The organism is Capnocytophaga gingivalis ATCC 33624 (genome assembly GCF_000174755.1).
In the GTDB taxonomy this organism is placed as follows: domain Bacteria; phylum Bacteroidota; class Bacteroidia; order Flavobacteriales; family Flavobacteriaceae; genus Capnocytophaga; species Capnocytophaga gingivalis.
In genome coordinates this window covers 1-26,661 of the sequence record NZ_ACLQ01000008.1, presented here as the reverse complement: position 1 = coordinate 26,661, position 26,661 = coordinate 1, and the positions used below count along the sequence as shown (strand labels likewise).

Annotated in this window: 27 protein-coding genes, 1 tRNA gene and 2 pseudogenes; 11 read left to right on the top strand and 19 right to left on the bottom strand. The window is 40.5% G+C overall.

Annotated elements, in window-relative coordinates; all coding sequences use genetic code 11:
- Positions 1 to 62 precede the first annotated feature (62 nt).
- The 4 genes and pseudogenes from CAPGI0001_RS02225 to CAPGI0001_RS02215 all read right to left on the bottom strand — a co-directional run.
- Positions 63 to 1,904, bottom strand: a complete 1,842-nt coding sequence (locus CAPGI0001_RS02225) for a M1 family metallopeptidase (RefSeq protein WP_002666226.1) — start codon at positions 1,902 to 1,904, stop codon at positions 63 to 65.
- A 79-nt stretch (positions 1,905 to 1,983) separates the two neighbouring features.
- Positions 1,984 to 2,211, bottom strand: a pseudogene (locus tag CAPGI0001_RS12700) (IS1595 family transposase); the annotation flags it as partial.
- 178 nt (positions 2,212 to 2,389) lie between these two features.
- Complete coding sequence (locus CAPGI0001_RS02220; RefSeq protein ID WP_002666358.1) at positions 2,390 to 2,668, bottom strand: SemiSWEET family transporter; 279 nt, start codon at positions 2,666 to 2,668, stop codon at positions 2,390 to 2,392.
- A 203-nt stretch (positions 2,669 to 2,871) separates the two neighbouring features.
- Positions 2,872 to 3,306, bottom strand: a pseudogene (locus CAPGI0001_RS02215) (IS1595 family transposase); the annotation flags it as partial.
- A 234-nt stretch (positions 3,307 to 3,540) separates the two neighbouring features.
- Here CAPGI0001_RS02215 and CAPGI0001_RS12695 point away from each other — a divergent pair.
- The 3 genes from CAPGI0001_RS12695 to CAPGI0001_RS02200 all read left to right on the top strand — a co-directional run bounded on the left by CAPGI0001_RS12695 (position 3,541) and on the right by CAPGI0001_RS02200 (position 6,061).
- Positions 3,541 to 3,792, top strand: a complete 252-nt coding sequence (locus CAPGI0001_RS12695) for a hypothetical protein (protein ID WP_081451909.1) — start codon at positions 3,541 to 3,543, stop codon at positions 3,790 to 3,792.
- A gap of 514 nt (positions 3,793 to 4,306) precedes the next feature.
- Positions 4,307 to 5,239 carry a ribosome small subunit-dependent GTPase A gene (rsgA, locus tag CAPGI0001_RS02205; protein ID WP_002666222.1) on the top strand — a complete coding sequence of 311 codons (933 nt, stop codon included), beginning with the start codon at positions 4,307 to 4,309 and terminating at the stop codon, positions 5,237 to 5,239.
- A 90-nt stretch (positions 5,240 to 5,329) separates the two neighbouring features.
- Positions 5,330 to 6,061, top strand: coding sequence for a shikimate dehydrogenase family protein (locus CAPGI0001_RS02200; protein WP_002666334.1), 732 nt, complete (start codon positions 5,330 to 5,332; stop codon positions 6,059 to 6,061).
- A gap of 8 nt (positions 6,062 to 6,069) precedes the next feature.
- On the opposite strand, the gene msrB is transcribed toward CAPGI0001_RS02200, so the two are convergent.
- From msrB to CAPGI0001_RS02165, 7 genes are all read right to left on the bottom strand, one after another.
- Positions 6,070 to 7,122 (bottom strand): peptide-methionine (R)-S-oxide reductase MsrB, encoded by a 1,053-nt coding sequence (gene msrB, locus CAPGI0001_RS02195; protein ID WP_002666246.1) that lies wholly within the window; start codon positions 7,120 to 7,122, stop codon positions 6,070 to 6,072.
- A 230-nt stretch (positions 7,123 to 7,352) separates the two neighbouring features.
- Positions 7,353 to 7,895, bottom strand: a complete 543-nt coding sequence (locus CAPGI0001_RS02190) for a glutathione peroxidase (protein ID WP_002666298.1) — start codon at positions 7,893 to 7,895, stop codon at positions 7,353 to 7,355.
- A 40-nt stretch (positions 7,896 to 7,935) separates the two neighbouring features.
- Positions 7,936 to 8,370: a DUF417 family protein gene (locus CAPGI0001_RS02185; RefSeq protein ID WP_002666212.1), complete on the bottom strand. Its 435-nt coding sequence runs from the start codon at positions 8,368 to 8,370 to the stop codon at positions 7,936 to 7,938.
- 134 nt (positions 8,371 to 8,504) lie between these two features.
- Positions 8,505 to 8,795 (bottom strand): hypothetical protein, encoded by a 291-nt coding sequence (locus tag CAPGI0001_RS02180; protein ID WP_002666245.1) that lies wholly within the window; start codon positions 8,793 to 8,795, stop codon positions 8,505 to 8,507.
- Positions 8,795 to 9,349 carry a sigma-70 family RNA polymerase sigma factor gene (locus CAPGI0001_RS02175; protein ID WP_002666297.1) on the bottom strand — a complete coding sequence of 185 codons (555 nt, stop codon included), beginning with the start codon at positions 9,347 to 9,349 and terminating at the stop codon, positions 8,795 to 8,797. The genes CAPGI0001_RS02180 and CAPGI0001_RS02175 overlap by 1 nt, the downstream gene beginning before the upstream one ends.
- Before the next feature lie 398 nt (positions 9,350 to 9,747).
- Positions 9,748 to 10,551, bottom strand: coding sequence for a 5'-nucleotidase, lipoprotein e(P4) family (locus CAPGI0001_RS02170; protein ID WP_002666307.1), 804 nt, complete (start codon positions 10,549 to 10,551; stop codon positions 9,748 to 9,750).
- A gap of 123 nt (positions 10,552 to 10,674) precedes the next feature.
- Complete coding sequence (locus CAPGI0001_RS02165; protein ID WP_040359380.1) at positions 10,675 to 11,619, bottom strand: helix-turn-helix domain-containing protein; 945 nt, start codon at positions 11,617 to 11,619, stop codon at positions 10,675 to 10,677.
- 143 nt (positions 11,620 to 11,762) lie between these two features.
- Between CAPGI0001_RS02165 and capB the strand changes: the two genes are divergently transcribed.
- The 3 genes from capB (at position 11,763) to CAPGI0001_RS02150 (ending at position 14,954) form a co-directional block, all read left to right on the top strand.
- Positions 11,763 to 13,028 (top strand): cysteate-C-fatty acyltransferase, encoded by a 1,266-nt coding sequence (gene capB, locus CAPGI0001_RS02160; RefSeq protein ID WP_002666306.1) that lies wholly within the window; start codon positions 11,763 to 11,765, stop codon positions 13,026 to 13,028.
- Between the two features lie 6 nt (positions 13,029 to 13,034).
- Entirely contained in the window at positions 13,035 to 13,580 is a 546-nt protein-coding gene (locus CAPGI0001_RS02155) for an RBBP9/YdeN family alpha/beta hydrolase (RefSeq protein WP_002666201.1), read from the top strand.
- An 87-nt stretch (positions 13,581 to 13,667) separates the two neighbouring features.
- Positions 13,668 to 14,954 carry a replication-associated recombination protein A gene (locus tag CAPGI0001_RS02150; RefSeq protein ID WP_002666265.1) on the top strand — a complete coding sequence of 429 codons (1,287 nt, stop codon included), beginning with the start codon at positions 13,668 to 13,670 and terminating at the stop codon, positions 14,952 to 14,954.
- Here CAPGI0001_RS02150 and CAPGI0001_RS02145 read toward each other — a convergent pair.
- The 4 genes from CAPGI0001_RS02145 to CAPGI0001_RS02130 all read right to left on the bottom strand — a co-directional run bounded on the left by CAPGI0001_RS02145 (position 14,948) and on the right by CAPGI0001_RS02130 (position 19,169).
- Positions 14,948 to 15,481, bottom strand: coding sequence for an acyl-CoA thioesterase (locus CAPGI0001_RS02145; protein ID WP_002666224.1), 534 nt, complete (start codon positions 15,479 to 15,481; stop codon positions 14,948 to 14,950). The genes CAPGI0001_RS02150 and CAPGI0001_RS02145 overlap by 7 nt on opposite strands.
- Before the next feature lie 101 nt (positions 15,482 to 15,582).
- Entirely contained in the window at positions 15,583 to 16,716 is a 1,134-nt protein-coding gene (locus CAPGI0001_RS02140) for an acyl-CoA dehydrogenase family protein (RefSeq protein ID WP_002666230.1), read from the bottom strand.
- Positions 16,717 to 16,730: 14 nt separating this feature from the next.
- Positions 16,731 to 17,729, bottom strand: a complete 999-nt coding sequence (locus tag CAPGI0001_RS02135; protein WP_002666236.1) for a PLP-dependent cysteine synthase family protein — start codon at positions 17,727 to 17,729, stop codon at positions 16,731 to 16,733.
- Between the two features lie 87 nt (positions 17,730 to 17,816).
- Positions 17,817 to 19,169 (bottom strand): lytic transglycosylase domain-containing protein, encoded by a 1,353-nt coding sequence (locus tag CAPGI0001_RS02130; protein ID WP_002666288.1) that lies wholly within the window; start codon positions 19,167 to 19,169, stop codon positions 17,817 to 17,819.
- Positions 19,170 to 19,361: 192 nt separating this feature from the next.
- Between CAPGI0001_RS02130 and CAPGI0001_RS02125 the strand changes: the two genes are divergently transcribed.
- The gene (locus CAPGI0001_RS02125) at positions 19,362 to 20,306 is read left to right on the top strand and encodes a mevalonate kinase family protein (protein WP_040359411.1); all 945 of its coding nucleotides are present in this window, start codon (positions 19,362 to 19,364) and stop codon (positions 20,304 to 20,306) included.
- A 10-nt stretch (positions 20,307 to 20,316) separates the two neighbouring features.
- A complete protein-coding gene (locus tag CAPGI0001_RS02120) occupies positions 20,317 to 20,853 on the top strand; it encodes an RNA methyltransferase (protein ID WP_002666344.1) in 537 nt (178 codons plus the stop codon).
- A 3-nt stretch (positions 20,854 to 20,856) separates the two neighbouring features.
- Here CAPGI0001_RS02120 and CAPGI0001_RS02115 read toward each other — a convergent pair whose 3' ends face one another.
- Positions 20,857 to 21,219, bottom strand: coding sequence for a hypothetical protein (locus tag CAPGI0001_RS02115; protein ID WP_002666328.1), 363 nt, complete (start codon positions 21,217 to 21,219; stop codon positions 20,857 to 20,859).
- A 13-nt stretch (positions 21,220 to 21,232) separates the two neighbouring features.
- Positions 21,233 to 21,655 (bottom strand): tRNA (adenosine(37)-N6)-threonylcarbamoyltransferase complex ATPase subunit type 1 TsaE, encoded by a 423-nt coding sequence (gene tsaE, locus CAPGI0001_RS02110; RefSeq protein ID WP_002666373.1) that lies wholly within the window; start codon positions 21,653 to 21,655, stop codon positions 21,233 to 21,235.
- A gap of 95 nt (positions 21,656 to 21,750) precedes the next feature.
- Between tsaE and CAPGI0001_RS02105 the strand changes: the two genes are divergently transcribed.
- Positions 21,751 to 22,383 carry a DUF4290 domain-containing protein gene (locus CAPGI0001_RS02105; protein ID WP_002666171.1) on the top strand — a complete coding sequence of 211 codons (633 nt, stop codon included), beginning with the start codon at positions 21,751 to 21,753 and terminating at the stop codon, positions 22,381 to 22,383.
- A 24-nt stretch (positions 22,384 to 22,407) separates the two neighbouring features.
- Positions 22,408 to 23,718: a UDP-N-acetylglucosamine 1-carboxyvinyltransferase gene (gene murA / locus CAPGI0001_RS02100; RefSeq protein WP_002666193.1), complete on the top strand. Its 1,311-nt coding sequence runs from the start codon at positions 22,408 to 22,410 to the stop codon at positions 23,716 to 23,718.
- Positions 23,719 to 23,867: 149 nt separating this feature from the next.
- On the opposite strand, the gene CAPGI0001_RS02095 is transcribed toward murA, so the two are convergent.
- Positions 23,868 to 24,956, bottom strand: coding sequence for a WD40 repeat domain-containing protein (locus CAPGI0001_RS02095; RefSeq protein ID WP_002666324.1), 1,089 nt, complete (start codon positions 24,954 to 24,956; stop codon positions 23,868 to 23,870).
- Between the two features lie 193 nt (positions 24,957 to 25,149).
- Here CAPGI0001_RS02095 and CAPGI0001_RS02090 point away from each other — a divergent pair.
- Positions 25,150 to 25,223, top strand: a tRNA-Arg gene (locus CAPGI0001_RS02090).
- Between the two features lie 42 nt (positions 25,224 to 25,265).
- Here the strand turns inward: CAPGI0001_RS02090 and CAPGI0001_RS02085 are convergent.
- The gene (locus CAPGI0001_RS02085) at positions 25,266 to 26,336 is read right to left on the bottom strand and encodes a hypothetical protein (protein ID WP_002666375.1); all 1,071 of its coding nucleotides are present in this window, start codon (positions 26,334 to 26,336) and stop codon (positions 25,266 to 25,268) included.
- Positions 26,337 to 26,661: the final 325 nt, after the last annotated feature.

The window sequence follows — 26,661 nt, the reverse complement described above, 5'->3', positions numbered from 1 at the left end:
AGTTTTGAGTTTTGAGTCTATTTGGAGAACTCAAAACTCAAAACTCATAATTCATAACTAAATCAGTAGTTATGGCACTCAGGGTTAGGATCGGCCATGAACTCCTGAGGGTCTATACTGATGTTTCTCACTTGGGTGAAGGGGAGGTTGAGCTCGAACTGATAAGTCTTCTCCGCCCAGTTCCATATAGGCAGTACGATACGTTCCATATTGATAAACGGATTAGGCTTTTCTCCAAAAGTAAGGTCGGTGGGAATGTACAGAGAGAAAGGTTTTTGTCCGTTGGGGATTACAATCAGGTCTAAGGGCATAGGGATACGCCCTTTTTTGGTGAGGGTAACCAAGGTTTTCTCGCCTTTGGCTTCTACCTTCTCAATACAATAGCCTATGTGGTGGGTGGTGTGCATGAACTCCTTGAGAAACCAGAAGAGCTGCATGCCAGATTCTTTCTCGGCACAGCGCACAAAATTCTCAGGAGTGGGGTGGGTAAAGGCATATTCCTTGTAAAAGCGCTTGAAGGTGCGCTCCATCGCTTTGCGCCCGATGATGTAATCCAAATGAGAGGCAAACATGGTGCCTTTGGCATAAGCAGTGCTAAAATACGAACGGCTACGCTCGAAAAAGTCTGCACGAATGGAAGGGTCTTCCTCTTGGTTCTCACTCACATACTTAAGGAAAGCCTTGTGGCGAAATTCTGAGAAATTGGCTACAGGCTCCTTTTTGACTACCTCGGCATCTGCCCATAGTTGTAAAAAGCAAGTGAACCCTTCGTCAAACCAAGGATATTGTTGCTCATCGATGGCGAAAATATGCTGAAACCAAGTGTGTGCCAGCTCATGGCAAGCTGTTTTGATAAGCGCTTCTGGGTCTTTGCCTCCTTCGATAAAGGTGCACATAGCATACTCCATAGCTCCTTGTCCTGCTTGGATAAAAGAGTAATGACTCCAAGGATATTTACCTACCTTAGCCTCGTAGAAGTCCAAAACCTCAGGCATGATTTGTTGTAGCTTTTTCCAGTTTTCTGGAAAATTCTTATAGAAAAAGTGCAGTTCTACGCCACGCTTTGTTTTTACTATATCGTGTTGGTAAGCAGGGTCTGCTGCCCAAGAGAAGTCGATGACCTTTTCTGCCTTGAAGTGCCAAGTACGTGTTTTCTGGCGGGTTTTTACTTCCTTGATATTGTTGTAGCCAAAACCAATTTGCTCAGGATTCTGTAGGGTACCGGTACCTGCAACCACATAGTTTTTGTCAAGAGTGATCTTTACATCAAAGTTAGCCCAATCGCCGTAGAACTCTCCAAAGATATATTGATAAGGATGCCATCCTTGAGCATCATATACACAGATACGTGGGTACCATTGGGAGAGAGAGAGTGCTACCCCATCGGAGCTATTGCGTCCCATACGTACTCCTATGTTTGGAATTTGAGCCGTGTAGTCCATCGAGAGGGTTGCTTTACCATGAGGGAGAATAGGCTCAGGGAGTGTTACCTGTAGGATGGTGCCTATAACTTTGTAGGAAGCTGTTTTGCCATTTTGGGTGAGGGATTGTAGGCGGATAAAACCTTGTTCGTTTTCCTTGAGCATAGAGAGCTTACTGATATACTTGGGCTCGGCCTCTGTGCCTGCATTGTGCATAAAGCGAGCAGGCATGTCACTGACCTGTTGCATGTTCTTATCCATTTGGCTACCGGGCTGAAAGGCATTGAGATACAGGTGGTAGAAGACTGTACGCAGCGTATCTGGCGAATGATTCTCATAGAGGGCTACTTGTCTTGCTTTGTACTGGAATGTTTTTACATCCATCTGGATGTCCATCTGGTAGTCGATATGTTGCTGCCATTGAGCAAAACTACTAAGGCTGATGCCTATAGTGAGAAATGAAGTAAGAAAAAACTTTATCATGATAATTTTGAATTGTAGCGGCAGCAAATATACGAATAATAATTCTAATAGAAGCAAAAAAGTTTTTTGAGGTGTCAAGTTAATGGCATATTAACAGAGGTTGGAAAATAGGTTCTCTTTCAAGCATTCTTTTCATTAATTTGTTAAAGATAGTATCTTTATTTTGTGAACAATTAATTCTAAAACTGTATTCTGCTAAATATCGGTCTATGTTAAATTCTGATACCCAAGAATATATACCTCGTATCCAAGACTTTACTTGATGTATTACCTTATGTAATGTAGGAAAATTCTTCCCATTATTACTAAGTCTGTTTTAAAGCGTTCAGTAAACTCTAAGAGGCTTTGTCCCTTAAATAATTCCATAATACATTAATTTTCAGAGAGCAAATATATGAAATTATTTTGACACCTCAAATTATTCCAAAGTAGGGATTAGTGATCATTTTTGCTTTTAAGGACAAAGCAAAAACATACAAGTAGCTTTAAAGCGAAGTAATAAAAGTTAAGAATCCTAAAACTACCCCTACCAAATTGGGGATAATGAGAATATAATCTGGCTTAGGCTCTTTTGTCCAGCCATACACCACCCAGATAAGACAAGACCCCGCTGCAAACAAAGGTTGCCAAGGTTGTGCTTTGTGCCCCTCTAAGTTGGCCATAATTTGAGGAATATAGGCTACAAATACCGCCACTCCTATAAAGGCTCCTATGGAACCTATAAACAAATTAATTTTTTGCTTGATATTTCTTTTTTCGTTCATAATAACATGGTTTTCTGCAAAAATAGAAATAATTTTCGTATTTTGCAAAGAAATCTCAAAAATAATTAGAAAAATTTTTTTGAGGTATCTATTTAGCTACATACTAATTGACTTTGGGAAACGGGAGAACGCTCTACAATTCTTTTCATTAATTTGTTAAAGATAGTATCTTTATTTTGTGAACGATTAATTCTAAAACTGTATTCCTCTTTTCCTCCTATGGTAAATTCATCAACCTGCACTCTATCATTCATTTTGTGCGATTCACTGGATTTCATAGCTTCACGGACTTTTTGCATAAAATAATGTGCAGTCTGACGACTAATTTCGTAACGACGAGCAACTTGTGAGGCTGATAACCCTTTAGTTGTAGTTGTCATTTCAAAACATATAAAAAATGCTTTACGTAACCCAAATTTTAGTCTATGAAATAGTGTTCCAGCAGTAGGACTTTCCGTATCTCCACAGATATTACAAGTACGTGAAAAATCTTTTCTGACTTGGTATTTTTTATGACCACATTTGCGACAGCAATATCCATCTTCCCATTTTAAAGAAGCTAAGTATTCTTCACAATCTAAGTCTGTTTTAAAGCGTTCAGTAAACTCTAAGAGGCTTTGTCCCTTAAATAATTCCATAATACATTAATTTTCAGAGAGCAAATATATGAAATTATTTTGACACCTCAAAAAGTTTTAATTAATGGTACTTGGATACACTTTTCACTTTTTCTTACTTTTGCTGCTAATTTTTACTTATTCAAAATATATATTACTGAAAATGAATTATTTAATTTGTTTCTAAAGAGAACTTGCTGTAATTTTGCACCCAGAAAACAACAACCAATATAATAACACTAAAAAAGAACTATTATGGCTATCAGACTTGTAAATGGCTGTATAAATTGCGAAAATTTGACAGCAGAAAACGTATGCAAACTTCACCAAACAAAGGTGGAAGTAAAACACACCTGTGACAGCTTCAATATGCGTCCCAGCTTGAAGGACGAGGTGGATTGCCTTAGCTGTGCTAAGTACAATACCGCTCTTTGTGCTAACAGAACACATGCAGCTGCTGGAATGCTCTGCAATGAATGGGCTCCAGAAACTACAGCAGAAGCTTAAGAACGGGGATTTTTTCATGATTCAAAAAGCAGTAAGTCAAGCGCTTACTGTTTTTTTTTGTGTCAAAAAACTCCTTAAAAAAGATGCTTCTCTCCCTGTGATTTTCCTCTCGCTACTGCGATTTTTTTATCGCCCCCCGATTTCTTTCCTCGCCCCCCGATTTCTTTCCTCGCCCCCCGATTTCTTTCCTCGCCCCCCGAAAAATTTATCGCTTAATGATAATGATAATGTAAATGTAAATGACAATGTAAATGTAAATGACAATGATAATGATCTCTTTCTTTTTGGAAAAAAGAAACAAAAAGCGAGAGCGTAAAAAAAAAGAAAATGATTTTTAGTCGAGGAATAAAAAAAAAAGAAAAGTTGCGCCAAAAGAAAAAAGTTAGCATATCAATAAAATTTTCCTTTTTTCTTGACTTTACTTCTAAAATGTTGTATCTTTGCAGCGTTTTTAGTTCTTAGTGTTGGCTGAAGGGGGAGCCAACTAAAAACTAAAAACTAAAAACTAAAAACTATGAATGGAATTGTCTACAAATCCACAGGGAGCTGGTATGTGGTCAAAGGAGAAGACCAGCAGTTTTATGAGTGTCGCCTCAAGGGGCGCTTTCGCCTGAAAGAGATTAAAAATACCAATCCGATTGCCGTGGGCGATAGGGTGGTCTTTCATCAGGAAGAGGCTCCAGAGAAGGGGGTGATTACCGAGATTGTTCCACGTGAGAACTATATCATTCGCAAATCGGTAAATCTCTCCAAACAGACACATATCCTTGCGGCAAATATAGACGTGGCTTTTCTGGTGGTAACCCTCAACAATCCCACTACTTATCCGGCCTTTATCGATCGCTTTTTAGTAACAGCACAGGCCTATAGTATCCCAGCGGTTTTGCTGCTGAACAAGGTGGATTCCTACTCCCCTGATCAGCTGGCAGAGGTGAAGTATATGGCACATATGTACCGAGATATAGGCTATGAATGTATTGGGATTTCGGCGCAAACAGGGAAGAATATAGAGCAAGTGAAAGCGCGTTTGGAGGGGAAAACAGCTATGGTCTTAGGGCACTCAGGAGCGGGAAAGTCGACCCTGATCAATAGGCTCTCACCATCCTTGCAGCTCAAAACACAACCCCTCTCTGAGCAACATGCACAGGGACAACATACAACGACTTTTGCTCAGATGTATGATCTGGATTTTGGGGCACGAATCATAGATACTCCAGGGATCAAGGGCTTGGGAGTGGTGGACTTCGAGAGAGAGGAGATTGCGGATTATTTCCCTGAGTTTTTCGCCCTGAAGCACTTGTGTAAGTTCCATAACTGTATGCACCTGAACGAACCCCAATGTGCAGTAAAGCAAGCCCTTGACCAGGACAAGCTCTACTGGAGTCGCTACAAGAGCTATCTGCAATTATTGGAAGGAGATGATACTTATCGGGAGGGAGAAAAGTGAAAAGTGAAGAATGAAGAATGAAGAATGAAAAGTGAAGAATGAAGAGTGAAGAATGACTAACTCAAAACTCAAAACTCAGAACTCAAAACTATGAAAACCTTTGCTTTAGTGGGGCGCAATATATCTTATTCCTTTTCAAGAAGGTATTTTGCAGAGAAATTTGCTCAGGAACAAATTACAGATTGTGAATATATCAACTTTGATATTCCTCAGATAGAGGATCTTCCTTCGCTTATCCATACCACCCCTACACTTGTAGGGATGAATGTAACCATCCCCTATAAGGAGGCAGTGCTTCCCTTGCTTAACTGGCAGAGTGAAGCGCTTGTAGCCATTAAGGCTTGTAATACGATTAAAATACTCCCCTCAGGCGAGCTCAAGGGGTACAATACTGACTATATAGGCTTTCGAGATTCCTTAGTCCCTCACCTGAAACCTCACCACAATAGGGCATTGGTTCTCGGCACAGGAGGGGCAAGTAAGGCAGTAGCCTTTACCCTAAGTATGCTCGAGATTCCTTACCAACTTGTCTCCCGAGAAGCCACTCCAGAGGCTATTTCTTATCAAGAACTCACAAGAGAGGTCATAGAGAGCCACCCCCTTATTGTCAATACTACTCCTTTGGGTACTTCTCCCCATACCGAGGCTTTCCCTCCGATTCCTTATCAGTGGATTACAAGTAGGCACCTCTTGTATGACCTTATCTATAACCCAGGAAAAACAACCTTCCTTGCTAAGGGAGAAGCACAAGGAGCTACTATCATCAATGGTTATTCCATGCTTGTTCTTCAAGCAGAAGCTGCTTGGGAAATCTGGAAGTAAACTATTGCCTACTTGCTTAATAGTTCTAAGCTGTAACCCTCTTTTTCCATGTCTTCCTTAGGGATAAAGCGCAAAGAAGCACTGTTGATACAGTAGCGTAGGCCGCCTTTGTCTTTGGGGCCATCGGTGAATACGTGTCCTAAGTGAGCATTGCCCAGCTTACTCCTTACCTCAGTGCGAACCATGTTGTGTGATTTGTCCAAGTATTCCTTGACGAGTTTTTTGTCAATAGGCTTGCTAAAGCTAGGCCAGCCACAGCCGGACTCGAACTTATCTGTAGAGGAGAACAGCGGTTCCCCAGTGGTAATATCTACATAGATACCCTCACGCTTCTCGTTCCAATAGGCATTGCGAAAAGGCGGTTCTGTAGCACTATTTTGAGTAACCTCATATTGCATAGGGGAGAGTTCTTTTTTCAGGGTAGCCTTGTCCTTGGTGGTATAGGAGGTCTTAGGGGCTGTTTTTTTAGCATTTGCCTTGCGTGCCATCTCAAAAAGAGCAGGGGAGAGGTGGCAGTATCCATGAGGGTTCTTGTCCAAATAGTCTTGGTGATAGTCCTCAGCAGGGTAGAAATTCTTCAGAGGTAGGTTCTCCACCACTATAGGTTTGCTATACTCCTTAGCAAGGGCTAAGAGGTGTGCTTTGATAGTAGTGGCATCAGCCTTATCTGTGTAGTAAATACCTGTGCGATACTGAGACCCCTTGTCATTGCCTTGTTTGTTCAGCGAAGTAGGGTCTATGGTCTTGAGGTAGAGCTCAATAAGTTGAGAAAGGCTTACTTCGGTCGGAGAATAAACTACTTTGACAGTTTCGGCAAATTGGGTATTGCCTTGGCAAACCTGTTTGTAAGTAGGGTTGGCTGTATTGCCATTGGCATAGCCTACTTCGGTGGCAACGACTCCTCGAATTTGTTTTAGGAAGTGTTCTGTACCCCAGAAACAACCTCCAGCGAAATAGATTTCTTTGGTGTTCATTTTTTTTGCATTTGTTTGTGCGATTGTAGGAAAAGCCAAGAGCCCTATAAGGAGGCAGGCAATTCTTAGAAATAGATTTTTTCTCATGATAGTATATTTTTATTTTAATGTGATTTCGACTTAAGCAGCGATTCTTTTCATGTCAATAATATCCTCTTGGTAAGTTAATCGAAGACTTTATATGATATACTCGTACATTTCCCTAAACAAGGGGTATTTTTCAGTTAAGCATTTGATTTTTTAGACCATGAAGTTACTGAAGATATTCCTTTCTTGCAAGAAAAAAAGTAACTTTCTTATGTCGAACTCATGGTAATTTATTTTTCTATCCATTCAATGATTTCAGGAGTGTCTGGGAGAGTCTTGGGAGAAATTACCTTCTCTAACATCCCATTTTTCCCTATCAAATACTTTTGGAAATTCCATTGAACTTGTGAATCAGTAACCATATTTAATTTTTTCTGAGTAAGAAACTGATAGAGCGGATGCATTTTTTCTCCCTTTACAGTTATAATCTCCATCATGGGAAAAGTAACTCCATAATTAGCCTGACAGAACTGGGCTACCTGAGCTTCATTGTTTAATTCTTGTTCGAAACTATTGGAGGGAAAGCCAATAATAACAAAATCCTTATCCTTGTACTTCTGGTAAAGGGCTTCTAAAGACTTGTATTGTGGAGTAAGCCCACACTTTGAGGCGGTATTGACAATCATTACTTTCTTTCCCTTTAAAGAAGCAAAATCAAATACTTTCCCATAAAGGTCTTTGACTTTGAAAGAATAAATAGTGTTATCAGAGGTTTGTCCTTGTAGGACAAAGGTGCATAAAGCGACCAATACTAATGTTAGAATATTTTTCATACAATGTTATATTTAATTAATAATGTTACAGTCTTACTATTCAAGGTTTTCTAAGTGATATAAATCCAGTAGCCAAAAGGGCTATATCTTTTAAAATAAAAAAATCAGTAATTGGAACTCCTTCAATAATGCGCCATTTACCAGGTGTAGTGAACAAAAAGCTAAGTGTTACACAGAAAATAATAGTACTTCCTATGAAGGCTATCTTACGGAAACATACAAAGCGTATTCCTAAAATAAAGGAGAACCCAACAATTATTTCAACAATACCAATCAAGTTAGATACTCCTTGAACAGAGAATAGGTGATATAACCATGAGAACAAGAAGTGATGGGTTAATAAAGGCTTAATAGCATTTGCTTCCGCTTGGGTAAATTTGAAAACACCTATCCATAACAAGATAAGAGCTGTTCCATAGAGAATCGTATAATAACCTATTCTATAGAGAACTAAGGTATTTTTCTTGTGATTCATAAGATTTTTATTTAAAACTTTACATTCTCTTAGTAGAAGAAATCCATAAAAACTGACAAAGATAAAAAGTTAAAAAAACAGGTGTTCTTATTTTTATTCTCTTAAAAGAAAAAATTGACAAAAAATAGAATGCATTAGGAATGTTTGTGTAATTTTTCTTTTAAGTTTCTTTTGAAGTTTTCTAATTCATCTGAATCCTTAGAGGTTCTTATAATCTCGTTATTAAGATTTTTCCGTAGCCATTGGTGAATAATAGCTGCCTTTTTACTATAGGCTAAACATAACTTACAAAGTTGCAAGTGAGCCTTTAGCTGTAGGCTCTCCTTTAAGGAGAGTTTTGTATGTAACTGTTTTTCGATAAGAAAAGTAGCATCCTTACACGGAAGGATTATAAAATGGATGAACTTATGGAGGATTTTTTTCATTATTCTTTAAACCAATTAATTTCTAAACACTCTCTTAGCTGTAGACGACTTCTTTGAAGTGTCTTCCAATAATTAGTCTGTGATATATAGATATCCTGACATATTTCTGAATATTTTTTTGCTTCAAGATAACACATTTTAATCAATATCTTCCACTTAGGAGGTAACTTCTCTAAACAATCCTCAAGAGTATCATGAAAATAAGTATCGTCCAATAATGCCACCAGATCAGGCTCTTCCTCCGCCCACTCTTCCAAATTTTGATTATTTTTCCAAGAACCATCCTCATCAAAAAAATAATCAAAGCTAACATGCTGTGCCTTGTACTTCTTTTTATAATAGTCAGCAACCTTATGGTGCAAAATCCCCTTTAACCATGTAAGAGGGTTACTCTTGCCTTCAAAAGAATCAAAACAAGAAAGAGCAGTAAGGAATACCTCTTGTACCATATCTTCTGCTTCTGTCCTATCAGAGAGTAAATAGTAAGCATGGTCTAATAACTTTTGGGTATAGCAATCTACCCATTGGGCAACTTCTTCTGTTACTGATTTCATCTAATATATTTTTAAAAGCACTTATTTTTTATATAGTCGTTTATTTATTGAAATCCTGACAAAATTATTTTTATTTATCAATTATTATTCCAATTGTCAATCTTACAGAGTTTAAAATATGTATTTGATTCAACTTTTCTTTAAGGACTTCAAAATCCATTGCTTATAGGGTGTTTTTTAGTTAAAAATTTGATTTTTAGCCCATGAAGTTACTAAAAATATCCCTTTCTTACAAGGGAAAAGTAATTTTCTTATGTTGAACTCACGTTATTTTAGAACATTTCCAGTATAGAAAGCAGGAAATTCTCTCAAAAAATATGCCAAAGGGAGTTGTCAAAAAGAAAAGTTCCCCCACGAGGGAGGGAACTTTTCCAATCATGAAAATTTAGAAAAACAAGTTATTCAGTAGGTTTGTTCTTTAGCTTGCTTAGAATAAGCTCTTTACGCTCTTTGAAACTTAGGGGTTTGTTGCCAAAGAAGGCATTTTCCCAATCTCCGTAGGAGGGGTTGGGCAGTACGATGTATTTTTTGCCAAAGAGGGAATGATTCTTATTAACAGCTTGCGCACGCCCTTGGGTAGTAGTTGCATCGAAATCCTTATCGAAATCTCCTAAATTGTCTCCTAAGAGGAGAACAATGTTGTAATTTTTAGCGATATCAAGACGGCGATTTTCTTTGCTTTTCTCCGCAGTGCGGAAGATAAGGTGATCTTCTCCTTGTATTGGGAAATTGTAGCGCTTGAGGTTCAGCGTAGTACCGGCACGTTCTACCTCTTTTCGGTTGGTTACATAGAAGATGTGTACGCCCTTCTCCGCTGCATATTGGAAAAACGCTAAGGATCCTGCCAGCGGGGTTCCTTCCCCCTTAGCTGTCCAAGCCTCCCAAGTCTTACTTTCGTATTCGGTGCCTTTTCGTCCACACTCTACAGCATAGTAGGAAGTGTTCATAAAAGTCTCATCTATATCCGAAACAATAGCGATAGGCTTGTCAGAGGGGTGGGAGAGCGCTTCGTCCAATCTCAGTCGTGCCACATTGAAGGCCTGATAGCATAAGGCATCGTACTCAGCGGCTTGCTGTTGGAAAAATGCGGCATACATTTTACCATTGATTAGAAAATCATCGTGTGAGGTGTTGGCCACCTTTTGTCCTTGGCAGGCTCCCAGGAGCAATGCCAATCCTGTAAGAATATAAAGTTTTTTCATAGAAAAGAAAATTAGGAACGCAAAATTACGTTTTTTTATGTAATACAAGTTTTAATTAAGTGTTAATATATTTATTTTTTTACCACATACCCTCCGAGCCCTCACTGGCTACCTTCTTCACTTCTACATGGCAAGTCTCTCAAAGAAAGCGTAAGCCACCACTTGGTAGAACTCGAGTACATAGTTCATAGGGACTAATTCGGGTTCGAAAGGAGGGTTGTTGAACTGAGGTAGAGGGTCAGGGATAAGCTCCAAAAATCCTTTTTCTTTGCTGCGCTTGACTATCTTGACAGTGCGGAGTTGGTTCTTGGTAATCACCCCATAGAGTTCATTGGTGGGGAAGTATGTTTGCCAATCTTCAATCTTTTTTAGCCCAATGATAGAGCCACTTCGGATACGGTTGGAGATAGAATGCCCGATGAGGTTGCAGGCAAAATCGGCTCGGTCAAAATCGGGCGAACTGATGATAAAGGAGGGTTTTGTCTGGCTGAAAAGCTCTGTGGAAGTCCATCCACCAGCGAAGTCTACATCATAGTAAGGAACCTTGACAGAAGAAGAAACCAATTCTGTTTTTAGGATAGGGATATCCAAGTCTTCATCCTCTTGACTATCATACTCGAAGGCTACTTGATCGAAATAGAGTTCCAAGAGAGCGCGTGTTCTGGGGGGCATTTCTTCCTCCCACATCTCATAAGCTTTGAGCTTCTTGATAGGGATATGGGTGTGTTCGTATATATCGGTAAGGGTTAGTCCATACTTTTCCCTTTCAGTTCTTAGGAATTGACCATCATTTTCATATCCGTCATTCTCGACAAGCATACTACCCTTACCTGAGAGAAGCCATTCTTTGTCAATCTCAGGGAAGGCGGCTACAACTTTTTTGACAACCCCTTCGGTCATATATTTTTCGTTGCCATTGAGCGCTGCGGAAAAATTACTTCGGGGTTCTCCTATTTTTTGAGCAAAAAGGGTCTGGTTCACATATTCTGTATTTTTACGAATGTACAGGAATACTTCATTCAACCTTTTGGACATAGCCGCTTTACTGTTGTCAAGTTCTATTTCCATGATTTACAAAAATTAAACATATTATGTGTGGCAAAAGTACAACAAAAAAATGAAATAGCCAAGTGGAATTAAAGTTTTTTCCAAAAAGAGTATGCCAACCCAAAATAATTATGTACTTTTGTACCGTTTTTAAGAATTAAAAAATGAAAGATTTATTTGAACACATAAAAACAAACAAAGGCAATATAGGCCGCTGGGCTTCTCATGCAGAGGGATATTATGTATTTCCTAAATTGGAAGGAGAATTAGGCCCTCATATGAAGTTTCAAGGGAAAGAAATTCTTAACTGGAGTATCAATGACTACTTGGGACTGGCTAACCACCCAGAAATACGTAAAGCCGATGCAGAAGCGGCAGCAGAATATGGAGCTGCCTACCCTATGGGAGCACGTATGATGAGTGGACATACAACTATGCATGAGGAATTGGAACAACGCTTGGCTAAGTTTGTCCAAAAAGAAGCTGCTTATTTGCTAAACTTTGGTTACCAAGGAATGGTTTCTATCATTGATGCCTTGGTTACCAAGAACGATATTATCGTATACGATGCAGATTGTCATGCTTGTATTATAGATGGGGTACGCTTGCATTTTGGAAAGCGATTCACTTACCAACACAATGATATAGAGAGCTTTGCTAAGAATATAGAACGTGCTAAGCGCTTGGCTGAAACTACCGGTGGAGGAATCTTGGTTATCACCGAGGGAGTATTCGGTATGCGAGGCCAACAAGGAAAGCTTAAAGAGATCCTTTCTTACAAGGAAAAATATGGCTTCCGCCTCTTGGTGGACGATGCCCATGGCTTCGGAATGCTTGGGAAAACAGGAGCAGGTACCGGAGAAGAACAGGGCATACAAGACCAGATCGATTTGTACTTCTCTACTTTTGCCAAGTCCATGGCTGGTATTGGTGCTTTTGTGGCAGGAGATAAGGAGATTGTGGAGTACCTCAAGTATAACTTGCGCTCCCAGATGTTTGCCAAATCTCTTCCTATGATTTTTGTCAAAGGAGGACTCAAGCGCTTGGAGATGCTACAGAACATGCCAGAGCTTAGAAAGAAACTTTGGGACAATGTACATGCCCTACAGAATGGACTTCGCTCTCGTGGATTCAATATAGGGAACACCAACACTTGTGTGACACCAGTATTCTTAGAAGGAAGTATCCCAGAGGCGATGGCGATGGTCAATGACCTAAGGGAAAACTATGGTATCTTCCTCTCTATAGTAGTATATCCAGTAATTCCTAAGGGAATGATTCTTTTGCGCCTTATCCCTACAGCTTCTCACTCTATGGAGGACATAGAGCGTACTTTGGAGGCTTTCTCCGCTATTAGAAGCAAGCTCGAGGGAGGGGTATACCGCGCTCAGAATGCTGCTCTGGAAGCCGAGATGGGAACTGAAAAATAATTTATCATGAAAGTATATATAGTACATGGACTCAATTCTGCCCTTGATAAGCATTGGTTTGCTTATTTGGTAGGAGAGCTGGCCAAGAGAAACATCTCTTGTTATTGCTTGCCTATGCCCAACCCTACAGCCCCTAATGCTCAAGAGTGGCTGGACTTTCTCAAGAAGGAAATCCACATGGATGATCAGACAGTGCTCATAGGACACAGTGTAGGCTGTGTATCAGTCCTCACCTACTTGGCCAATACAGGTGCTAAAGCCTTGGGCACTATCTTAGTATCAGGCTTCGATGAGCCGCTCAAGCGCTTGCCTCAGCTTGATCCTTTTATAGAGCTATATAGGAAACAACCCTCTATTGCACCATTGGCCAACTCTTATGTCTTTGCTGCTTTGGACGACCAAAGCGTTCCTTACCAAATGATTGATGACCTCTCCCGACATTTGGATAGTGTACTTATACGCTACCCCCATGGAGGGCACTTCAAGGAAGAGGATGGTTACGATACCTTCCCTGCCTTACTGCACAAGGTAGAAGAAATTTTTAAAAAATAATTTTAAATGAGTAAAAAAGGTAGTAGGTAAAACTTATAAGAGCATCTTACCTATTACCTTTTACTTTTTATCTTTTACTCTAATCAAATGTTTGATTCTCGTCCGCTTGCTGAGCGTATGCGCCCAGTACATCTTACGGATTATATTAGCCAATCTCACCTTGTAGGAGAGAAGGGAGCCCTGCGCATGCAGATAGAAAAAGGAGTGACTCCTTCGCTGATCTTCTGGGGGCCTCCAGGCACTGGAAAGACCACCTTGGCGCACATTATCGCTAAGGAGAGTCAGCGTGCTTTTTTCTCACTCAGTGCCATCAGTAGTGGGATTAAGGATGTCAGGGATATTATAGAAAAATCCAAACGAGAACAGGGGTTATTCACCGCTCGTAATCCTATTATTTTCATAGATGAAATCCATCGGTTCAATAAGACCCAACAGGATTCCCTACTGGAGGCCGTAGAGCGTGGATGGGTTACCCTCATAGGAGCAACTACGGAGAATCCGAGCTTTGAAGTGATTCCTGCCTTGCTCTCTCGCTGCCAGGTATATACACTGAATCCCTTTAGCAAGGAAGACCTCTTGGCACTGCTTACCAGAGCTATAGAGCAGGATGTAGAACTCAAAAGAAAGAAAATCACCCTCAAAGAAACCGAAGCCTTACTAAGGCTTTCCGATGGTGATGGGCGCAAGCTACTCAACACCTTTGAGCTGATTGTCAACACTTTCCCCGAAGGAGAAGAAATTGTCATTACTAATGACAAGGTATTGGAAATCGTACAACAAAACACCGTACTCTATGATAAGACAGGCGAGCAGCATTACGACATTATTTCGGCCTTCATCAAGTCTATTCGAGGGAGTGATCCTAATGCCGCTGTGTATTGGTTGGCTCGTATGATAGAAGGAGGAGAGGATGTCAAGTTTATCGCACGCCGTATGCTTATCTTAGCCAGTGAGGATATAGGCAATGCCAATCCTATGGCTATGGTAGTGGCCAATAATACCTTCCAAGCAGTGACCGTGATAGGCTACCCAGAATCGCGTATTATACTGAGCCAATGTGCTATTTACTTAGCCAGTTCCCCTAAGAGCAATGCCTCCTATAAGGCTATCAATAAGGCACAACAATTGGTCAAACAGCAGGGAAACCTCTCAGTACCCCTACATTTGCGCAATGCTCCTACCGCCCTGATGAAAGAACTTTCTTACGGGAAAGACTATCACTATGCACATGATTACCCTCATAATTTTGTTTTTCAGGACTTTATGCCGGAGGAACTGCAAGGCACTACCCTATATGAACCCTGTGACAATCCCAAGGAAAATGCCCTAAGGGCTTATCTGAAAAGCCTATGGGGAGAGCGCTATGGCTATTGATTTTCCAAATCTTGGAAAAGAGATTGTAACTCACTGGCTTCGTGGGGCTTGATACGTCCAGCCAAGACAAGGCTGAGCTGCTTACGCCTAAGGGCTCCCTCGTAGCGTTCTTTTTCCAAATCTGTCTCTGGGATAATCTCAGGAACGGCCACAGGCTTATCTTCGGCATTGAGAGCCACGAAGGTATAGATAGCCTCGTTGGACTTGATGCGTTCTCCACTTACAGAATCTTCCACCCATACATCTATATATACTTCCATGGACGAGGTAAAAGCACGAGAGATAGAAGCCTCGACTGTAACGACACTTCCTTGTGGAATAGTCTTGTTGAAGGAAACAGAATTGACTGCGGCGGTTACTACCACGCATCCTGAGTGGCGTACGGCAGCGATGGTTCCTACCCTATCCATACGGGCAAGCAGTTCCCCCCCGAACATATTTCCATAATGGTTTGTCTCATTGGGCAATACCAAGTCGGTGGATACAGAGCGTGATTCTGATACTTTTTTAGGAGCTAAATTATTCATAATATTTCAGTTTTTAGTTTTTTAGTTGTCCCCTCGCGGGTGCGAGTTTGTCTTTCGCTGGGCGAGCTATATGCTCGCACCAGCGGTGACTAATGACCAAATCAAAGTTTTCTACTAATAACAAGTTTGAGAATTTCGGAGGTGCCTTCGCCTATGGTGCATAGTTTGGCATCACGGTAGAATTTTTCTACTGGATAATCGGTTGTATATCCATAGCCTCCATGTATTTGTATGGCTTCATTGGAAGCCTTTACACACAGTTCAGAAGCATATAGCTTAGCCATGGCTGCTTGCTGGGTGACAGGCTGATGGGTCTCTTTCAGGTGTGCAGCCTTGTGAAGCATCAGCTCGGCAGCCTCTATTTCAGTGGAGAGCTCAGCGAGCTTAAACCCAATAGCTTGGAAAGAGATGATGGGTTTCCCGAACTGAGAACGTTCTTTGGCATATTGAATAGCTGCTTTCACCGCTCCTTTGGCAGTACCTAAGGAAAGAGCCCCAATAGAGATACGCCCCCCATCGAGGATTTTCATAGCTTGTATGAAGCCTTCTCCCACTGCCCCTATACGGTTTTGGTCAGGGATGCGGCAATTTTGGAAAACAAGCTCTGCGGTTTCACTGGCTCGCATACCGAGCTTGTCTATTTTCTTTCCGTTAGAAAAACCAGGAGTTCCTCTTTCCACTACAAAAGCAGTCATTCCATGCTTATCGCCTTTCTCACCAGTACGAGCGATGACCACCACTACATCGGCGGAAATAGCATGAGTGATAAAGTTCTTCGTACCATTGAGCACCCACTCTTCTCCTTGCTTTACAGCAGTGGTAAGCATACCACCCGCATCAGAGCCCGTATTGTGCTCAGTAATTCCCCATGCTCCAATATGCTCACCAGAGGCCAATTTGGGGAGCCAACGCTTTTTCTGCTCTTCAGAAGCAAAGGTAAGAAGATGATTTACACATAGTGAGTTATGAGCAGCGATAGAAAGTCCTATAGCAGGGTCTATTTGAGAAATCTCATCGACAATGGTGATATACTCATGGTAGCCCAAGCCAGAGCCTCCATAGGCCTCTGGAACGAGGATTCCCATGAATCCGAGTTCACCCGCCTTGCGAAATACATCTATAGGAAAGGTCTGTGACTTGTCCCATTCTTGACGATGAGCAAGTATATATTGTTTGGCAAAAGCATTTGCAGCGTGCGCTATGATTTCAAGTTCTTTAGCGTAAGAAAAGTCCATTTTTTGAATTTTGATTAATCTTTGATATTTAATTTTTCAGCCAACCATTGATCATTATAGATTTTATTCATATAGCGAGAGCCATGATCTGGGAATACCACCACCACCACACTCTCCTTGGAGAAAGGATGTTCTTGGTTGTACTTTTGGGTAGCCACCCAAGCAGCACCACAAGTATATCCGCAGAAGATTCCCGTGGTACGGCTGATCTTGCGAGCCATTAGGGCACTCTCTGTGTCATTTACCTTGACAAACTCATCAATAACAGAAGTATCCAAAGCTCCAGGGATAAGGTTTTTCCCTAATCCCTCTATGTAATAAGGATGGAGTTCTCCCTTGTCCACTTCTCCTGTATCAAAATATTTTTTGATAAGAGAACCATCGGCATCTACTCCAATAATCTTCACCGAAGGTTTCTTTTCCTTGAGGTATCGGGCAATCCCAGAGAGGGTACCCCCTGTGCCACTACAAGCCACCAAGTGAGTGATCTCTCCGGCTGTTTGTTCCCAGATTTCTCGTCCTGTCCACTGGTAGTGAGCCTCTGTGTTCAGCGGATTGAAATACTGGTTGATATAGATAGAATTGGGAGTTTCCCTATGGATACGCTTGGCCACTTCATAGTAGGAACGAGGGTCATCGGCAGGTACAGAGGCTGGGCATACATGTACTTCAGCACCCAAAGCTCGGAGCATATCGATCTTGTCAGGAGAGGATTTGTCCGTTACGGCAAGGATACAGCGGTAGCCACGAATGGCGGCAATCATTGCGATACTGTAACCTGTATTGCCGGAGGTAGTCTCCACAATCACCCCCCCTGGGGTGAGTAATCCGCGCTTTTCGGCATCATTGATAATGTACAAGGCGGTGCGGTCTTTGGCTGAATGACCAGGGTTAAAAGCCTCTAACTTGGCAAAGAATTGTCCAAGCATGGGAGAGGCTATTTTCTGTAAGCTGACCAAAGGCGTATTTCCTACAAGGTCAAGAATAGTATCATGGTATTGAATCTTATTCATAGCTGATTTTTAGAGTGCAAAGGTACAATATTTAGGTGAGGCAAACAAGAAAGAAGGAAAGTTAGTCTCTAACTTTCCTTGGTATGATTACTTACGTATGACAAGGCGTTGTCCTACTTTTACACTATTGCTCCTGAGTTGGTTCCACTTTTTGAGTTGGCTTACCGAGACTCCATATCGGGAAGCAATGCGACCTAAAGTTTCTCCTTTCTTTACCTTGTGGGTAATCTTGTGAGAGGACGAAGATTGGGAGGCTGCCACTACCTCAGGCAGTGGTTTCTCTCGCTTGGAGGACTCTTGGTCTAAGTAGGCATAGATCACATCCTCATTATTGACAAACTTGCCAATGGCTTCTACAGGGAGGCGAACACCATATTTTTTCCCTTCTATATAAGGGACTATATTAAGCGAATAAGCAGGGTTGAAGAATTCTATTTCCTGCTCACTCATTCCCACTACATCTCCTATATCCTTGAAAGAGATTGAGCGTTTTACCTGTATTGTATCAGTTTCGAAGAAGACATTTTCTCTTTTTTCCACTTGGAATCCATGTTCTTTGGCATATTCGAAAATGTAGAGAGTAGCCAAGAAAGCGGGTACATACCCAGCGGTTTCATTAGGTAGGTAAGGTCTTAGATTCCAGTAGTTGGTTTTCCCTCCAGAACGGCGCATAGCTTTGGTGACATTTCCAGGTCCGGAGTTATAAGCGGCAAGGACTAAGTCCCAGTCATTGAATACACTATAGAGCTTTTTGAGATACTGCGCTGCCGCTTGGGTGGAGAGTTCTGGTTGAGAGCGCTCATCTACATAATTATTGACCTCCAGGCCATACATCTTGCCTGTATAGTACATGAATTGCCAGAGACCTTTGGCACCCATTCGGGAAGTCGCTTTAGGGTTTAGGGCAGATTCTACGATGGCTAAGTATTTGACTTCCTTAGGTACTTGGTTTTTGATTAGCTCTCTTTCGAAGAGGGGAAAATAGTATTGGCTGATATTCATCAGTCTTTGCAGAGAAGCCCTACGGTTCTTTAGGAAGTTCTTGATAACATTCTCCAAGACAGGGTTGTACTCTATATGAAAAGGAGTTTTTTGGTCTAACCGAGCCAAGCGCTCTTTGAGGACTTCAGTGGGGAGCTCGTCATAAGAGACATTGGATGGTGGGGTCTCCACATCGTTCTGCATGGTGGAGTATAGGGACTGGTTCGAGAGCTCTTCCAGCCATTTTTTGTCGTATTTTAGGGCTTTGTTATCATCTTTAAGCTGGAGAAGTCCCTCACGAATATTGCTCAGGGACAGAGTGTCATGAGTGGTGCCTCTCTGAACTCTCTGAGTATTATTTCTTTTGTTCTTTAAAGTATCAGATACTGAATGCCTTACCTGTGAGATTCCTGAGTAAGAGGAAATACATAGTAGGACAAGGAGCTGTATTTTTTTCATAAAAGATATTTAGCAAGTGTGTTCTAAGGCGGCAAAGATACAAAATAAATATCAATTATCAAGAAAATTAATTTTTAGTTTTTAAATTTTTAGAGACATTCAAAAATAAGGAAAATATTTTTTATTTTTTCATTTTTCATGTTTTTCTTTTTTTGTATCTTTGCCCTCAAGAAAGTTGTATCTTTTACCTTAATGAAATCAACACTTTTCTATTCAAAAATACTACTCTTTGGTGAGTACGGTATCATAAAGGACTCTAAGGGGTTGGCTATTCCTTATAACTCCTACAATGGGACTCTCAAAAAAGTCCCCCTCTCAGAGCAGAACAAAGAGCAAGAACAGTCCAATAGTTCTTTGGCGAAATATTTCGTCTACCTTAGTGAGATTACTCAGGGAGAAGCCCCATTGGTACAGTTTGATATGGAACGCCTGTCTGAGGATATTGCCCAAGGAATGTATTTTGATAGTAGTATCCCTCAGGGCTATGGTGTAGGGAGTAGTGGGGCTCTGGTAGCGGCTATTTATGATACTTATGCGATAGATAAAATAGAAGCTACTGAGACACTAACACGGGATAAGTTGCTTCGACTCAAAGAGATATTCTCCCTGATGGAATCCTTCTTCCATGGAAAATCTTCAGGATTGGATCCGCTCAATAGCTATCTGAGTATCCCTATATTGATTAATTCCTCCAACCTTATCGAGACTACAGGAATCCCGACCCCCTACGAAGAGGGCAAGGGAGCAGTATTCCTCTTGGATAGTGGAATGATAGGAGAGACAGCCCCTATGGTCGAAATCTTCATGGAGAAGATGAAGAATGAAGGGTTCAGACAAATGCTTAAAAATCAGTTTGCTAAGTATACGGACGATTGTATAGAGAACTTCCTACAAGGGAATTTCAAAAACCTGATTGTCAATGTAAAAAAACTCTCTCGAGTGGTGCTCAGTCATTTCAAGCCGATGATTCCTCAGCAGTTCCACAGCTTATGGAAACAAGGGATTGATTCTGGAGATTATTACCTAAAACTCTGCGGATCAGGCGGAGGTGGCTATATATTGGGCTTTACTCCTGATTATGAAAGGGCTAAAAAGGCACTGAGTGATCATAAATTAGAATTGGTATATCGATTCTGAATATATGGAAATGAGAAAATTGGGTAATGAAGAACTACACCGCCTTAGTGTGGCACAATACAAAGAGACCCCAAAGATTCCTGTGATTGTTGTCTTGGATAACATTCGTAGTCTCAATAATATAGGGTCTGTCTTTAGAACAGCCGATGCTTTTTGTATACAGAAAATATACCTCTGTGGGATTACCGCCACACCTCCTCATAAGGAAATACACAAAACAGCCTTAGGGGCTACCGAAAGTGTAGAGTGGGAGTATGTTCAGGATATAACTACCTTAGTCGAGAGCCTACGCCAGAGGCAAGTGGAGGTTATTGCTATAGAACAAGTGGAGGATGCTGTGTCATTAGAACACTTTTCGCCTAAGAAAGGAGTGACTTATGCACTTATCTTCGGAAATGAGGTAGAAGGAGTACAACAATCAGTAGTTTCTCTTTGCCAAAGAGCCATAGAAATTCCACAATATGGCACCAAACATTCGCTGAATATAGCAGTGAGCGCAGGAATCCTACTATGGGATTTCTCCTATAAGATAAGGGGACTACACTAAGGATTATTTTAGGGGCGTAATAGAGGTAATTACAGCTTCTTTTTCACAACTTTTAATAGTGATTTCTAAGGGAGTATGTGCAGTATCTTCGCCTGTGATGACATAGGTACGGCAGGCAGAGTGGGTATCACTACGGGAGAAATCCACATCACCCTCTGTGAGGAGAGGGAGAAGCTGCTCCTTCTGATAGCCTTGTGCTTGTAGGGAATCAGTAAGGACTAAGGATTTGGCACGCAAGCTCTTGAGTACTCGGCAGTTGGGTAAATAACAAAATTCGGTATCTTTGCGTTGGAAAAAAAACATCACAAAGATGCTTCCCACCGAAAGCCCTAAAAAGAAAAGAAGAAAACGTCGTAGTAGGTTCATCGTAAGTAAGGTATTAGACAGTAGGATGGTGTATTATAGAAATGTCTCGAGTAATATCATCAATAAGGGTAAAAACAAATTCGCTGTATGCTTCAGGTAAAAGTGTAGGAATGCGTTCGCCCCATTCGATAAAGCACCAATCATTCCCTTGCCAATATTCCTCTATGCCAAAGTCCAAGGCCTCTGCTTCGTCTTCGATACGATAGAGGTCAAAGTGGAAAATCCTCTCTGGGTTTCCTTGGTATTCATTGACTAAGGAAAAAGTAGGACTGCTTACTATATCTTTGACTCCCAATGCCTTACATAGGCTACGGATAAAAGTCGTTTTCCCTGCTCCCATAGCCCCTTGAAAGAGAATAACTCTATGAGAGTGTGGAAGTACTTCCTTGACAAAAGTATGGGCAATGCTATCTATTTCAGAGAGAGTATATTGCATATTAGCTGTTTGAAGGAGCAAAAGTACAAATAATAATTGAATTACCGAGGGGTAATTTGTTATTTATCGTTGAAATTATTTAAATAAATTATATTATGGAACAATCAGCTTTAGAATACAACACAGAGCGTAATGAGCTTATTATCCCTGAATATGGGAGGCATATACAAAAAATGGTACAGGAGGCAATGAAAATAGCCGATCGTACCGAACGAAATAATACGGCAAAGGCTATCATAGCTGTCATGGGAAATATGAACCCTCACCTAAGAGATGTACCTGATTTCCAACATAAACTGTGGGATCAGCTCTTTAAAATGTCTGATTTTCAGATAGATGTAGACTCTCCTTTTGAGAAGCCAACACGAGAGTCCACCACCCCGAACCCACAGCGATTGTCCCCGCCTCAGCACCGAATGAAGTATCGTTTCTATGGAAACAATATACTAAAGATGATACAAATATGTGTCGGCTGGGAAGAGGGAGAGCTCAAGGAAGCTCTTAAGTTCTCTATAGCCAACCATATGAAAAAGTGTTTCCTGACATGGAATAAAGAAGGGGTAGAGGATAGTATTATCTTTGCCCATCTCTACGAACTGAGTAATGGGAAGATTGACTTGGGAGTGCTTGAGGAAAACCTTACTTCTAAGCCTACTCATTATCAGAAGAAAAATAATAATCCTCCCGCTGTAGGTAAGAAGTCCTATGGGAAAGGAAAACGAAAATAAACCTTAGAATCTATACTATATATTATGGAAAGTTTTAAGATAGAAGGAGGACATTCCTTATATGGAAGTATCACCCCTCAGGGGGCAAAGAACGAAGCACTACAGGTCTTGTGCTTGGTACTACTCACCCAGGAGAAAGTAACCATACACAATGTCCCTGATATATTGGATGTGAATAAGCTTATAGAGCTATTGGGAGACTTAGGAGTGAAGATTCAAAAATTGGGCAAGGGCTCCTATTCCTTTCAAGCAGATGAGATCAATATGGACTATCTCTCTTCTGAGGAATTTGCCAAACAAAGCCAGCGATTGAGAGGGTCTATCCTTATTTTGGGACCACTCTTGGCACGCTTCGGATATGGAGGTGTTCCCAAGCCTGGGGGAGATAAGATAGGGCGTCGCCGCTTGGATACCCATTTCGATGGTTTCGTAAAGCTCGGAGCTACTTTTACCTATTCTCATGAGAATCACTATTATACAGTAACAGCTCCCCAGGGGCTGAAGGGAGCTTATATCCTTTTGGATGAGGCTTCTGTGACAGGTACAGCCAATATCCTTATGGCAGCCTCCTTGGCAGAGGGAACGACTACTATCTACAACGCAGCTTGCGAACCTTATCTACAACAGGTGTGCCGTATGCTCCAACAAATGGGGGCACAGATAGAGGGAATAGGGTCTAACTTGCTTACTATCAGAGGAGTGAAAAAATTGGGTGGTTGTACTCATCGCATCCTGCCAGATATGATTGAGATAGGCAGCTGGATAGGAATGGCTGCAATGACTCAAAGTGAACTGACTATCAAGGAGGTAGGTTGGGAACACTTGGGCTTGATACCTACTATATTCGAGCGCTTGGGAATCACCCTTGAGAGAAGAGGAGATGATATCTATATTCCTGCCCATACAGAAGGATATGAGATACAAAACTTTATAGATGGTTCCATACTTACAGTATATGATGCTCCATGGCCTGGATTTACCCCTGACCTTCTGAGTATCATTCTGGTGACAGCCATACAAGCCCGAGGAGAAGTATTGGTACACCAGAAGATGTTCGAAAGCCGCTTGTTCTTTGTCGATAAGCTTATCGATATGGGAGCGAAAATAATCCTATGTGATCCACACCGTGCTGTGGTCATAGGCAATGATTTCAAGTCTCGCCTAAGAGCCACTACTATGACTTCCCCTGATATCCGTGCAGGAGTAGCCCTGCTTATAGCCGCACTTTCAGCCAAAGGAACCTCTACCATTCACAACATAGAACAGATAGATAGAGGATACGAATGTATAGAAGAACGACTCCAAGCCATCGGAGCCAGAATTACAAGAGTGTAACTCGTTTATAACAAATTTACAGAGTAGAGTAACTCTCCCTATCTGAAGATGATTATATAGTCATCCTTAATTATTAAAAGAGCTTGTAGTTTATCAAAAAACTACAAGCTCTATCAATAAATGGGTACAAACTAAAAGAAATAACTCTATTATCTCCAAATGAGTCGTTCCTCTGCTGATATGGGGTATTTCCCGTCTTTGGGATAGAATATAGTACCGTCATTATCGGCATCAAGATCTCTAGTTTTGCCATTATTCTCTATAATGATAAGCATATTGACTACCCCTGCAGTCCCAAATACCGCTGGGTCATAGGCATAGGGCACTGCAGAGTGTCTGGGTTGTCCTGTAAAGGCAATATACTTCCCATCTGGAGAAAAGGATGGGAGACGCTCTCCACCTGAATAATAAGTTCTTGCATCGGTAATGCCATCTACCTTTGAAGTAGTTACTTGGTAGTGTGAGTCCTCTTGTATATCATAGAGCCAAATATGCTTATCTCCCCTTCTGAATACAAATTGTGTTCCTTGTGGGTTCATATTGAGCATCTCTATATCATCAAATGGCAGCTTTTTTACATAGGTCATACTCCAATCATTTCTTTCTGAGGCTTTTATGAGTTCATTATCTACACTAAGAAAAAGTTCCCCAGCACTTGACCAGCCTACGATATTGATCCTATGCGGCTCATATCCGACAATATTAAATTCTTTTAGCAAACGCCCACTGCTCATATCCAATATACTTGCAGGATTATCATTATTATAACCCGTAGATTTTTTGGCTTGTACAGCAACAAAACGTTCGTCAGGCGAGAGGAAAAAACCTACCCCCCCAGAGCCGCCTACATCATAACCATTGAAGTCAAAGGAATTGATTTTACGCTTCTCGAAATCATCATCACTGGTAGCTGCACCAGATTTCTTCTCAAGCATAGGTAGATAGGTAAATTGAAGATAATCCGTCTGATATTGGCCATAAGGTCGTTTTGCCCAAGCCACCAATAGCTTCTGGCCATCCCAAGAGACATCATACTTATCAACTATATTGCTCTTGAATATCTCAGTAATGTTTCTCCCTGAGCGAAGGTCATAATACCCATACCCACCTGCAAATTTGTAGTATATGCCACTGCCTGTAACCCCTAAGGCGCCTGCTCCAGAGGAATCATTGTCTTTACTACAAGAAAAACATAAACATAATAAGACAATGATTGTTGTGAAAGTTGTTTTTTTCATAATAGTATTATTTTATTGTGCACAAAAATATTAAAAAAAGAAATATAATACAAAATAGTCCTCTTATATTTTTGTTAATTAGTTTTTTAAAGTTACTCACCTTACCCATAAATACTTTGGGGTAAAAAATATTTTTTCATGAAAATACTTGCAAAATCAAAAAAAGTTGTATCTTTGCACCCGTAATAATAAAGGCCTCGTGGCGCAACTGAATAGCGCATCTGATTACGGCTCAGAAGGTTACAGGTTTGAATCCTGTCGAGGTCACAAAAAACACCCTAGCAAGAGGGTGTTTTTTTGTTTTTCATACTATTGAATAGGTTTTAGGCCTAATTCTCTTGCTGCTTTAATACCTATAAATTTTTGGTCTTGATCATTTTTTCCACCAAAAACTTTTTCAAGACTACCAGAACCTATTAGGGTTGTTTCTACATATTGAATATCTGCTGAGGGGATTTGCATTTTCCCTGTTCTGCTGTAAGCTAAGTACATATGTCCTGGTATAGCTACTAAAAAGCAACGGATACCAATCTTCTCTAAAATACTTGCCAGAAGTACGCTTCCATCTACACAATTAGCATTTTTTACGGCAAGGGTTTCATTAATAAAGCGTACATTTTGGCTATAAACCTTTGTTGAAGAATTACTTGTATCGGTAATGTTGCTATAATTCATTCCTTTTCGCATTAGTTGTGCTACAATAGCTATCACTTGTAGGTCTGCATAGTCAGATCCTAACTGATAACCTGCCCAGCCTGAACTAAGTTGTACGTTAGGTTTTGCTTTATATGTTTCATTATGCTCTCTTAGGGTTTCACTTAGAAAAGGATCTATAAGCTTACTATCTTCATTTACATAAGAAGCAAAGAAAGCACGAAAATCCAATACTTGATTTCCATTTTTTAGGGCAAACACACATTCACTCACACTTCGGTAAGGTACTTCTACATCGGTATTGGTGACCAACTTACCTTCTCGGTCAAGTAGTTGAAAACTAAAGTGTGTAATTCCAGGATTCTGAAATTTTATAAAGTCATCATACTTCCATAATAAGTTTACAGAAATATTGTTCATTCCTTTTTGGAATTTTTTTTCAATGAGAGTTTCATGAATAAATTTGTCATTTGTTACTCTTATCTTTCCATTGAATTCGACTTCACTTTCTATAGAAAGATTAAAATAGGTGAGGGTGTTTTTGTCAACTGATTTGATCTGAGCCATACTATAGACGGCCGAAGGATAAAGACTTCCATCGAGCACAGGATCAAGCTGTGCGCTCATTGTAGCTTTAAGGTCTGATTTGGCAAGTGTATCTTCACCTTTGGAACAACCTATCAGTGAGAAGGTTGTAGCTACTAATAGTAAAATAATTTTTCTCATTTCTAAAGTGTTTGATTTAGTTAAAAAATTTTTCTAATATCCATTAGAAAATGGATGATATATTTGTGTTAAGTATTTCTTTAATAGTATATCATACAGAAATTACTCTTAATCTAAATATAATTTACGCTGCAAAACTATATTTTTTGCATGAAACATGCAAATTTTTTCACTAAAAAAATTTTATTGTCAAAAACAGAGCGAAAATTAATAAAAAATTAATATATTTATTTGATTATATATAAAATGTAAAAAAATAGAAAAAACGCTTGCAAAATCAAAAAAAGTTGTACCTTTGCACCCGTAATAACAAAAGGCCTCGTGG

Bases quoted from the DNA above. Each gene is read 5' to 3' on its own strand.
- CAPGI0001_RS02150 (WP_002666265.1), top strand. From the start codon at position 13,668: ATGTTTGATTCTCGTCCGCTTGCTGAGCGTATGCGCCCAGTACATCTT.
- CAPGI0001_RS02125 (WP_040359411.1), top strand. From the start codon at position 19,362: ATGAAATCAACACTTTTCTATTCAAAAATACTACTCTTTGGTGAGTAC.
- CAPGI0001_RS02200 (WP_002666334.1), top strand. From the start codon at position 5,330: ATGAAAACCTTTGCTTTAGTGGGGCGCAATATATCTTATTCCTTTTCA.
- CAPGI0001_RS02170 (WP_002666307.1), bottom strand. From the start codon at position 10,551: ATGAAAAAACTTTATATTCTTACAGGATTGGCATTGCTCCTGGGAGCC.
- capB (WP_002666306.1), top strand. From the start codon at position 11,763: ATGAAAGATTTATTTGAACACATAAAAACAAACAAAGGCAATATAGGC.
- CAPGI0001_RS02145 (WP_002666224.1), bottom strand. From the start codon at position 15,481: ATGAATAATTTAGCTCCTAAAAAAGTATCAGAATCACGCTCTGTATCC.
- murA (WP_002666193.1), top strand. From the start codon at position 22,408: ATGGAAAGTTTTAAGATAGAAGGAGGACATTCCTTATATGGAAGTATC.
- CAPGI0001_RS02175 (WP_002666297.1), bottom strand. From the start codon at position 9,349: ATGAAATCAGTAACAGAAGAAGTTGCCCAATGGGTAGATTGCTATACC.
- CAPGI0001_RS02095 (WP_002666324.1), bottom strand. From the start codon at position 24,956: ATGAAAAAAACAACTTTCACAACAATCATTGTCTTATTATGTTTATGT.
- CAPGI0001_RS02085 (WP_002666375.1), bottom strand. From the start codon at position 26,336: ATGAGAAAAATTATTTTACTATTAGTAGCTACAACCTTCTCACTGATA.
- CAPGI0001_RS02220 (WP_002666358.1), bottom strand. From the start codon at position 2,668: ATGAACGAAAAAAGAAATATCAAGCAAAAAATTAATTTGTTTATAGGT.
- msrB (WP_002666246.1), bottom strand. From the start codon at position 7,122: ATGAGAAAAAATCTATTTCTAAGAATTGCCTGCCTCCTTATAGGGCTC.
- CAPGI0001_RS02140 (WP_002666230.1), bottom strand. From the start codon at position 16,716: ATGGACTTTTCTTACGCTAAAGAACTTGAAATCATAGCGCACGCTGCA.
- CAPGI0001_RS02115 (WP_002666328.1), bottom strand. From the start codon at position 21,219: ATGAACCTACTACGACGTTTTCTTCTTTTCTTTTTAGGGCTTTCGGTG.
- rsgA (WP_002666222.1), top strand. From the start codon at position 4,307: ATGAATGGAATTGTCTACAAATCCACAGGGAGCTGGTATGTGGTCAAA.
- CAPGI0001_RS02185 (WP_002666212.1), bottom strand. From the start codon at position 8,370: ATGAATCACAAGAAAAATACCTTAGTTCTCTATAGAATAGGTTATTAT.
- CAPGI0001_RS02190 (WP_002666298.1), bottom strand. From the start codon at position 7,895: ATGAAAAATATTCTAACATTAGTATTGGTCGCTTTATGCACCTTTGTC.
- CAPGI0001_RS02165 (WP_040359380.1), bottom strand. From the start codon at position 11,619: ATGGAAATAGAACTTGACAACAGTAAAGCGGCTATGTCCAAAAGGTTG.
- CAPGI0001_RS02130 (WP_002666288.1), bottom strand. From the start codon at position 19,169: ATGAAAAAAATACAGCTCCTTGTCCTACTATGTATTTCCTCTTACTCA.
- CAPGI0001_RS02135 (WP_002666236.1), bottom strand. From the start codon at position 17,729: ATGAATAAGATTCAATACCATGATACTATTCTTGACCTTGTAGGAAAT.
- CAPGI0001_RS02120 (WP_002666344.1), top strand. From the start codon at position 20,317: ATGAGAAAATTGGGTAATGAAGAACTACACCGCCTTAGTGTGGCACAA.
- tsaE (WP_002666373.1), bottom strand. From the start codon at position 21,655: ATGCAATATACTCTCTCTGAAATAGATAGCATTGCCCATACTTTTGTC.
- CAPGI0001_RS02225 (WP_002666226.1), bottom strand. From the start codon at position 1,904: ATGATAAAGTTTTTTCTTACTTCATTTCTCACTATAGGCATCAGCCTT.
- CAPGI0001_RS02180 (WP_002666245.1), bottom strand. From the start codon at position 8,795: ATGAAAAAAATCCTCCATAAGTTCATCCATTTTATAATCCTTCCGTGT.
- CAPGI0001_RS02105 (WP_002666171.1), top strand. From the start codon at position 21,751: ATGGAACAATCAGCTTTAGAATACAACACAGAGCGTAATGAGCTTATT.
- CAPGI0001_RS02155 (WP_002666201.1), top strand. From the start codon at position 13,035: ATGAAAGTATATATAGTACATGGACTCAATTCTGCCCTTGATAAGCAT.
- CAPGI0001_RS12695 (WP_081451909.1), top strand. From the start codon at position 3,541: ATGGCTATCAGACTTGTAAATGGCTGTATAAATTGCGAAAATTTGACA.